The organism is Streptomyces sp. NPDC002446, assembly GCF_053595675.1.
In genome coordinates this window covers 44,570-54,111 of the sequence record NZ_JBSFYC010000053.1, presented here as the reverse complement: position 1 = coordinate 54,111, position 9,542 = coordinate 44,570, and the positions used below count along the sequence as shown (strand labels likewise).

The 9,542-nt window shown below is 66.4% G+C and carries 4 protein-coding genes; all 4 read left to right on the top strand.

Annotated features, from left to right (window positions below; all coding sequences use genetic code 11):
* The first annotated feature begins 327 nt into the window (after positions 1-327).
* The 4 genes from rplJ (at position 328) to ACWD6P_RS26250 (ending at position 9,465) form a co-directional block, all read left to right on the top strand.
* Complete coding sequence (gene rplJ, locus ACWD6P_RS26265; protein ID WP_384429872.1) at positions 328-855, top strand: 50S ribosomal protein L10; 528 nt, start codon at positions 328-330, stop codon at positions 853-855.
* Positions 856-964: 109 nt separating this feature from the next.
* Positions 965-1,351, top strand: a complete 387-nt coding sequence (rplL, locus tag ACWD6P_RS26260; RefSeq protein ID WP_451446615.1) for a 50S ribosomal protein L7/L12 — start codon at positions 965-967, stop codon at positions 1,349-1,351.
* A 620-nt stretch (positions 1,352-1,971) separates the two neighbouring features.
* The gene (rpoB, locus tag ACWD6P_RS26255; protein WP_451446614.1) at positions 1,972-5,454 is read left to right on the top strand and encodes a DNA-directed RNA polymerase subunit beta; all 3,483 of its coding nucleotides are present in this window, start codon (positions 1,972-1,974) and stop codon (positions 5,452-5,454) included.
* Positions 5,455-5,553: 99 nt separating this feature from the next.
* Positions 5,554-9,465: a DNA-directed RNA polymerase subunit beta' gene (locus ACWD6P_RS26250; protein WP_451446613.1), complete on the top strand. Its 3,912-nt coding sequence runs from the start codon at positions 5,554-5,556 to the stop codon at positions 9,463-9,465.
* Positions 9,466-9,542 lie beyond the last annotated feature (77 nt).

Here is a 9,542-nt window from a genome sequence, read left to right as displayed (position 1 = left end):
CAGTACGAGGGCGGTGGCGAGCGCGGGCACGGAGTGCGGGGATGCCGTGGCCGCCAGGACACCGGCCCCCCGCCGATTTGCCTGACGCGGGCGGCTCCCGTACCGTATCCGCGAAGCCAAAGACCGCTGGTTGTCTCTGCGCGTCCGATACCGGGCGTGTGGTGGCCGAAGGATCCGCTAGCTGCGGACGGCCTGCGCAGGTGTGAATGAGGAAGAGCTCCCGGGCGTATGCCTGGTCGAGTATCGCCCCGTGCGCCTGCGCCGGGGCGTTTGTTTTGCCCAGCCCCTTCTGCGCGGTCCTCATCACCCGGAAGGAGGCCGAGGCTCATGGCGACGTCTGAAAAGAACGCAGCCGTTGCGGAGATCACTGAGAAGCTCCGTGAATCCAACGCAGCTGTTGTGACTTCTTACACCGGACTGACTGTGGCGCAGCTCAAGGAGCTGCGTCGTTCTCTCGGCGAGAACGCTCAGTACCGTGTGGTGAAGAACACGCTGACCAAGATCGCGGCCAAGGAGGCCGGGATTCAGCTGGACGAGCACCTCAAGGGCTCGACCGCTGTCGCCTTCGTGACCGGTGACCCGGTCACGGCGGCGAAGGGTCTTCGTGACTTCGCCAAGGAGAACCCCGCTCTCGTCATCAAGGGCGGTGTCCTTGACGGCAAGGCGCTGTCCGCCGACGAGATCAAGAAGCTTGCGGACCTCGAGTCCCGCGAGGTTCTGCTCAGCAAGCTGGCGGGTGCCTTCAAGGCCAAGCAGTCCCAGGCTGCTTCGGTCTTCCAGGCGCTCCCGTCGAAGCTCGTCCGCACCGTGGACGCGCTTCGCGCCAAGCAGGCCGAGCAGGGCGGTGCCGAGTAATTCGGCTCGCACATTGACCGCCGCCTGAGGCGACGGTCGTAGCGGGCCCAACGTACGCCCGCCGACATGTACATCCGGCACCAGCCGAATTAGTGGAAGGACCGCCATCATGGCGAAGCTCAGCCAGGAAGACCTGCTCGCGCAGTTCGAGGAGATGACCCTCATCGAGCTCTCCGAGTTCGTGAAGGCGTTCGAGGAGAAGTTCGACGTCACCGCCGCCGCCGCCGCGCCGGTCGTCGTCGCCGGTGGTGCCGCTGGTGGCGCCGCCGAGGCCGTCGAGGAGAAGGACGAGTTCGACGTCATCCTCACCGGCGCCGGTGACAAGAAGATCCAGGTCATCAAGGTCGTGCGTGAGCTGACCTCCCTGGGCCTGAAGGAGGCCAAGGACCTCGTCGACGGCACCCCGAAGCCGGTCCTCGAGAAGGTCGCCAAGGACGCCGCGGACAAGGCCGCCGAGGCCCTCAAGGGCGCCGGCGCCTCCGTCGAGGTCAAGTGACCCCACTGAGTCTCTGACTCACGTCCTGAGCGCCTGAGGCGTAACGGACGGCAGCCAAGGGCGATCACCCATGCGGGTGGTCGCCCTTCGGCGTGCTCGCCACGGCTGCATTGCCCCGGCCCGGAGTGCGAGTATGGTGATCTTCGTTGCGCGGACGTGCCCCCATGTGACGATCTCGCGGAGGTGGGGGGCCTTGACGAACCGCACGCGGCGCGCAATTCTCGGGACGCGACGCAGAAGCGATCCAGGGTTCGAGGCATGGATCGCCGACGAAGAGGGAAGCATCGGTGTGCGCCAATGGCGCGGGGCTTTCGGCAGGCGCAGGGCATGAGAAGAACAAACGAGGGGATCCTCCGCCGCGGAGGACGCGACCTCCCGGAGGGAGAAGATCGGTATCACGGTGTTGAACCGGTCTCCGGAAACTCGCTCTGGACATCAGTGTGCCAAGTGGCTACACTGACCCTTTGCGCTGCCTGTTAGCTGCTCCCTGCCCGTCACCAGGGGCATATCCGAGCCCGAGCAAAGCTGGATGATCCGCCCTGACCTGGGCTTTTCCTCAGTCTGCTCGATTCGGGACCGGTACGCGCGTAGTGAGTCCGAGCCCTCGGAAGGACCCCCTCTTGGCCGCCTCGCGCAACGCCTCGACTGCCAATACGAACAACGGCGACAGCACCGCCCCGCTGCGCATCTCTTTTGCGAAGATCAAGGAGCCCCTCGGGGTTCCGAACCTCCTTGCGCTGCAGACCGAAAGCTTCGACTGGCTGCTCGGCAATGCCGCATGGAAGGGTCGCGTCGAGGCTGCGCTGGAGAGTGGGCAGGAAGTTCCCACCAAGTCCGGTCTCGAAGAGATCTTCGAAGAGATCTCCCCGATCGAAGACTTCTCCGGGTCGATGTCGCTGACGTTCCGCGACCACCGCTTCGAGCCCCCGAAGAACTCCATCGACGAGTGCAAGGAGCGCGACTTCACGTACGCCGCCCCGCTCTTCGTCACGGCGGAGTTCACGAACAACGAGACCGGTGAGATCAAGTCCCAGACGGTCTTCATGGGCGACTTCCCGCTCATGACGAACAAGGGCACCTTCTGCATCAACGGCACCGAGCGTGTCGTCGTCTCGCAGCTGGTCCGCTCGCCGGGCGTCTACTTCGACAGCTCCATCGACAAGACGTCCGACAAGGACATCTTCTCCGCCAAGATCATCCCGTCCCGGGGTGCCTGGCTGGAGATGGAGATCGACAAGCGCGACATGGTCGGTGTGCGCATCGACCGCAAGCGCAAGCAGTCCGTGACCGTTCTGCTCAAGGCTCTCGGTTGGACGACCGACCAGATCCTCGAGGAGTTCGGCGAGTACGAGTCCATGCGCGCCACCCTGGAGAAGGACCACACCCAGGGCCAGGACGACGCGCTGCTGGACATCTACCGCAAGCTGCGTCCGGGCGAGCCGCCGACCCGTGAGGCCGCGCAGACGCTGCTGGAGAACCTGTACTTCAACCCCAAGCGCTACGACCTCGCCAAGGTCGGCCGCTACAAGGTCAACAAGAAGCTCGGCGGCGACGAGCCGCTCGACGCCGGTGTGCTGACCACCGACGACGTCATCGCGACGATCAAGTACCTGGTCAAGCTGCACGCCGGCGAGACCGAGACGATGGGCGAGAGCGGCCGTTCGATCGTCGTCGAGACCGACGACATCGACCACTTCGGCAACCGCCGTCTGCGCAACGTCGGCGAGCTCATCCAGAACCAGGTCCGCACGGGTCTGGCTCGTATGGAGCGCGTCGTGCGCGAGCGCATGACCACCCAGGACGTCGAGGCGATCACGCCGCAGACCCTGATCAACATCCGGCCGGTCGTCGCCTCCATCAAGGAGTTCTTCGGCACCAGCCAGCTGTCCCAGTTCATGGACCAGACCAACCCGCTGTCGGGTCTGACCCACAAGCGCCGTCTGTCGGCGCTGGGCCCGGGTGGTCTCTCCCGTGAGCGGGCCGGTCTGGACGTCCGTGACGTGCACCCGTCGCACTACGGCCGTATGTGCCCGATCGAGACCCCTGAGGGTCCCAACATCGGTCTGATCGGTTCGCTGGCCTCCTACGGCCGGGTCAACGTCTTCGGCTTCATCGAGACGCCGTACCGCAAGGTCGTCGACGGCCAGGTCACCGAGGAGGTGGACTACCTCACCGCTGATGAGGAGGACCGCTTCCTGATCGCCCAGGCCAACGCGAAGCTGACCGACGACATGCGCTTCGCCGAGGCGCGTGTGCTGGTCCGCCGCCGCGGCGGCGAGGTCGACCTGGTCCCCGCCGACGAGGTCGACTTCATGGACGTCTCGCCGCGCCAGATGGTGTCGGCCGCGACCGCCATGATCCCGTTCCTCGAGCACGACGACGCCAACCGCGCGCTCATGGGATCGAACATGATGCGCCAGGCCGTTCCGCTGATCAAGGCGGAGTCGCCGCTGGTCGGCACCGGCATGGAGTACCGCTGCGCGGTCGACGCCGGTGACGTCATCAAGGCCGAGAAGGACGGTGTGGTCCAGGAGGTCTCCGCGGACTACATCACCGTCGCCAACGACGACGGCACGTACACCACGTACCGCGTCGCCAAGTTCACCCGCTCCAACCAGGGCACCTCCTTCAACCAGAAGGTCGTCGTGGACGAGGGCGCGCGGGTCATCGAGGGCCAGGTCCTCGCCGACGGTCCGTCCACGGACCAGGGCGAGATGGCGCTCGGCAAGAACCTGCTCGTCGCGTTCATGCCGTGGGAGGGCCACAACTACGAGGACGCGATCATCCTGTCGCAGCGCCTCGTGCAGGACGACGTCCTCTCCTCGATCCACATCGAGGAGCACGAGGTCGACGCCCGTGACACCAAGCTCGGCCCCGAGGAGATCACCCGGGACATCCCGAACGTCTCCGAGGAGGTCCTCTCCGACCTCGACGAGCGCGGCATCATCCGTATCGGTGCCGAGGTCGTCGCCGGCGACATCCTCGTCGGCAAGGTCACGCCCAAGGGTGAGACCGAGCTGACCCCGGAGGAGCGTCTGCTCCGCGCGATCTTCGGTGAGAAGGCGCGCGAGGTGCGCGACACCTCCCTGAAGGTGCCGCACGGTGAGATCGGCAAGGTCATCGGCGTCCGCGTCTTCGACCGCGAAGAGGGCGACGAGCTGCCCCCGGGCGTGAACCAGCTGGTCCGCGTCTACGTCGCCCAGAAGCGCAAGATCACCGACGGTGACAAGCTCGCCGGCCGCCACGGCAACAAGGGTGTCATCTCGAAGATCCTCCCCGTGGAGGACATGCCCTTCCTCGAGGACGGCACCCCGGTCGACATCATCCTCAACCCGCTGGGTGTCCCGTCCCGAATGAACCCGGGACAGGTCCTGGAGATCCACCTGGGCTGGCTCGCCAGCCAGGGCTGGAAGGTCGAAGGTGCCGAGGACTGGCAGCAGCGTCTGCAGGCGATCGGCGCCGACGACGTCGCGCCGCGCACCAACGTCGCGACCCCGGTCTTCGACGGTGCGCGCGAGGACGAGCTGGCGGGTCTCTTCGACTCGACGCTCCCCAACCGCGACGGCGAGCGGATGGTCAAGAGCTCCGGCAAGGCGCAGCTGTTCGACGGCCGTTCCGGTGAGCCGTTCCCGGACCCGATCTCGGTCGGGTACATGTACATCCTCAAGCTGCACCACCTGGTCGACGACAAGCTGCACGCGCGTTCGACCGGTCCGTACTCGATGATCACCCAGCAGCCGCTGGGTGGTAAGGCTCAGTTCGGTGGTCAGCGGTTCGGTGAGATGGAGGTGTGGGCGCTGGAGGCTTACGGCGCCGCGTACGCCCTCCAGGAGCTGCTGACGATCAAGTCCGACGACGTGACCGGCCGCGTGAAGGTCTACGAGGCCATCGTCAAGGGCGAGAACATCCCCGAGCCCGGCATTCCCGAGTCCTTCAAGGTGCTCATCAAGGAAATGCAGTCCCTGTGCCTCAACGTGGAGGTGCTGTCCTCGGACGGCATGTCCATCGAGATGCGCGACACCGACGAGGACGTCTTCCGCGCTGCGGAGGAGCTCGGCATCGACCTGTCGCGGCGCGAGCCGAGCAGCGTCGAAGAGGTCTGACGGGTCTGGTCGGGACCGCCTCGTGCAGAGGAGGTCCCGGCCCCGCCCCGGACCCCGTACAGACCATAGAGACACGACCCTGAGAGGGATTGACGCATAGTGCTCGACGTCAACTTCTTCGACGAGCTGCGGATCGGCCTCGCCACCGCTGACGACATCCGTCAGTGGTCCCACGGTGAGGTCAAGAAGCCGGAGACCATCAACTACCGCACCCTCAAGCCGGAAAAGGACGGGCTCTTCTGCGAGAAGATCTTCGGTCCTACCCGGGACTGGGAGTGCTACTGCGGTAAGTACAAGCGCGTCCGCTTCAAGGGCATCATCTGCGAGCGCTGCGGCGTCGAGGTCACTCGCGCCAAGGTGCGTCGTGAGCGGATGGGCCACATTGAGCTGGCCGCTCCCGTTACCCACATCTGGTACTTCAAGGGTGTGCCGAGCCGGCTGGGCTACCTGCTGGACCTCGCGCCCAAGGACCTCGAGAAGGTCATCTACTTCGCCGCGTACATGATCACGTACGTGGACGAGGAGCGCCGTACGCGCGACCTGCCCTCGCTGGAGGCCCACGTCTCCGTCGAGCGTCAGCAGATCGAGCAGCGCCGCGACTCCGACCTGGAGGCCCGCGCCAAGAAGCTCGAGACCGACCTGGCCGAGCTGGAGGCCGAGGGCGCCAAGGCCGATGTGCGCCGCAAGGTGCGCGAGGGCGCCGAGCGTGAGATGAAGCAGCTGCGCGACCGTGCGCAGCGCGAGATCGACCGTCTCGACGAGGTCTGGAACCGCTTCAAGAACCTCAAGGTCCAGGACCTGGAGGGCGACGAGCTCCTCTACCGCGAGCTGCGTGACCGCTTCGGCACGTACTTCGACGGCTCCATGGGTGCCGCTGCCCTGCAGAAGCGCCTGGAGACCTTCGACCTCGAGGAGGAGGCCGAGCGCCTCCGCGAGATCATCCGTACCGGCAAGGGCCAGAAGAAGACCCGTGCGCTCAAGCGCCTCAAGGTCGTCTCCGCCTTCCTGCAGACCCGCAACAGCCCCAAGGGCATGGTGCTGGACTGCATCCCGGTGATCCCGCCGGACCTGCGTCCGATGGTGCAGCTGGACGGTGGCCGCTTCGCGACCTCCGACCTGAACGACCTGTACCGCCGCGTCATCAACCGCAACAACCGCCTGAAGCGGCTTCTCGACCTCGGCGCGCCCGAGATCATCGTGAACAACGAGAAGCGCATGCTCCAGGAGGCCGTGGACGCGCTCTTCGACAACGGCCGCCGCGGCCGCCCGGTCACGGGCCCCGGCAACCGTCCGCTGAAGTCGCTGTCCGACATGCTCAAGGGCAAGCAGGGCCGCTTCCGTCAGAACCTGCTCGGTAAGCGAGTCGACTACTCGGCGCGTTCCGTCATCGTCGTCGGCCCGCAGCTCAAGCTGCACCAGTGCGGTCTGCCCAAGGCCATGGCGCTGGAGCTCTTCAAGCCGTTCGTGATGAAGCGCCTGGTGGACCTGAACCACGCGCAGAACATCAAGAGCGCCAAGCGCATGGTCGAGCGCGGCCGCACGGTCGTGTACGACGTGCTCGAAGAGGTCATCGCCGAGCACCCGGTGCTGCTGAACCGTGCGCCCACCCTGCACCGTCTGGGCATCCAGGCCTTCGAGCCGCAGCTGGTCGAGGGCAAGGCCATTCAGATTCACCCGCTCGTCTGCACCGCGTTCAACGCGGACTTCGACGGTGACCAGATGGCCGTCCACCTCCCGCTGTCCGCGGAGGCCCAGGCCGAGGCCCGCATCCTGATGCTGTCCTCGAACAACATCCTCAAGCCGGCCGACGGCCGTCCGGTCACCATGCCGACCCAGGACATGGTGCTCGGTCTCTTCTTCCTCACCACGGACGAGGAGGAGCGCGAGGTCAAGGGCGAGGGCCGGTCCTTCGGCTCGGTCGCCGAGGCCATCATGGCCTTCGACGCCCGCGAGCTGTCGCTCCAGGCCAAGGTCGACATCCGCTTCCCGATCGGCACCGTCCCGCCGCGTGGCTGGACCCCGCCGGCCGCGGACGAGGCCGAGGGCTTCGCCGCGAGCGAGTGGCAGCAGGGTGACAGCTTCCGCCTGCGGACGACCCTGGGTCGCGCGCTCTTCAACGAGCTGCTGCCCGAGGACTACCCGTTCGTCGACTACTCGGTGGGCAAGAAGCAGCTCTCCGCCATCGTCAACGACCTGGCCGAGCGCTACCCGAAGGTCATCGTGGCGGCGACGCTCGACAACCTGAAGGCGGCCGGCTTCCACTGGGCGACCCGTTCCGGCGTCACCGTCGCCGTGTCGGACATCGTCGTGCCGGAGGCCAAGAAGGCCATCGTCGCGGGCTACGAGGCCCAGGACGAGAAGGTCCAGAAGCAGTACGAGCGCGGTCTGATCACCAAGGACGAGCGCACTCAGGAACTGATCAACATCTGGACCAAGGCGACCAACGAGGTCGCCGAGGCGATGAACGAGAACTTCCCCAAGACCAACCCCATCTTCATGATGGTTGACTCGGGTGCCCGAGGAAACATGATGCAGATGCGGCAGATCGCCGGTATGCGCGGTCTGGTGTCGAACGCGAAGAACGAGACCATCCCGCGTCCCATTAAGGCGTCGTTCCGCGAGGGTCTGTCCGTGCTGGAGTACTTCATCTCCACGCACGGTGCCCGTAAGGGTCTGGCGGACACCGCTCTGCGTACCGCCGACTCCGGTTACCTCACCCGTCGTCTGGTCGACGTCTCCCAGGACGTCATCATTCGCGAGGAGGACTGCGGTACGGAGCGCGGCCTCAAGCTGCGGATCGCCTCGAAGGGCGCCGACGGCGTCCTGCGCAAGGCGGACGACGTCGAGTCCAGCGTCTACGCCCGCATGCTGGCCGAGGACGTCGTGGTGGACGGCAAGGTCGTCGCGCCGGCCAACGTGGACCTCGGTGACGTGCTCATCGACGCGCTGGTCAACGCGGGCGTGGAGGAGGTCAAGACCCGCTCGGTCCTGACCTGTGAGTCCGCGGTCGGCACCTGCGCCTACTGCTACGGCCGTTCGCTGGCCACCGGCAAGCTGGTCGACATCGGTGAGGCGGTCGGCATCATCGCCGCCCAGTCCATCGGTGAGCCCGGTACCCAGCTGACGATGCGTACCTTCCACACCGGTGGTGTGGCCGGTGACGACATCACCCTGGGTCTGCCGCGTGTCGTCGAGCTCTTCGAGGCCCGTACGCCCAAGGGCGTCGCCCCGATCTCGGAGGCGGCCGGCCGCGTCCGGATCGAGGAGACCGAGAAGACCAAGAAGGTCGTCGTCACCCCGGACGACGGCAGCGACGAGACGGCGTACGGCGTCTCCAAGCGCGCCCGTCTCCTGGTGGCCGAGGGTGACCACGTCACGGTCGGCCAGCCGCTGACCGTGGGTGCCGTCAACCCGCACGACGTGCTGCGGATCCTCGGCCAGCGCGCCGTCCAGGTCCACCTGGTCGGCGAGGTCCAGAAGGTCTACAACAGCCAGGGCGTGGCGATCCACGACAAGCACATCGAGATCATCATCCGGCAGATGCTGCGCCGTGTGACGATCATCGAGTCCGGCGACGCGGAGCTGCTGCCGGGCGAGCTGGTGGAGCGCACGAAGTTCGAGGGCGAGAACCGTCGCGTCGTGGCGGAAGGCGGCCACCCGGCCTCCGGCCGTCCGCAGCTGATGGGTATCACCAAGGCTTCGCTGGCCACCGAGTCGTGGCTGTCGGCGGCGTCCTTCCAGGAGACGACCAGGGTCCTGACCGACGCGGCGATCAACGCCAAGTCGGACTCCCTGATCGGCCTCAAGGAGAACGTCATCATCGGTAAGCTCATCCCGGCCGGTACGGGCCTGTCCCGCTACCGCAACATCCGGGTCGAGCCCACCGAGGAGGCGAAGGCCGCGATGTACTCGGCCGTCGGTTACGACGACATCGACTACTCGCCCTTCGGCACCGGCTCCGGCCAGGCGGTCCCGCTGGAGGACTACGACTACGGTCCGTACAACCAGTAGTCCTGGTACGCACGACAGCAACAGGGCGGTCACCCCTTGGGGGTGGCCGCCCTGCGGCATTGGGGGCCGAGCGGGGG

Excerpts from the sequence above, each read along its gene's own strand:
- rplJ (WP_384429872.1), top strand. The coding sequence starts at position 328 with ATGGCGACGTCTGAAAAGAACGCAGCCGTTGCGGAGATCACTGAGAAG.
- rplL (WP_451446615.1), top strand. The coding sequence starts at position 965 with ATGGCGAAGCTCAGCCAGGAAGACCTGCTCGCGCAGTTCGAGGAGATG.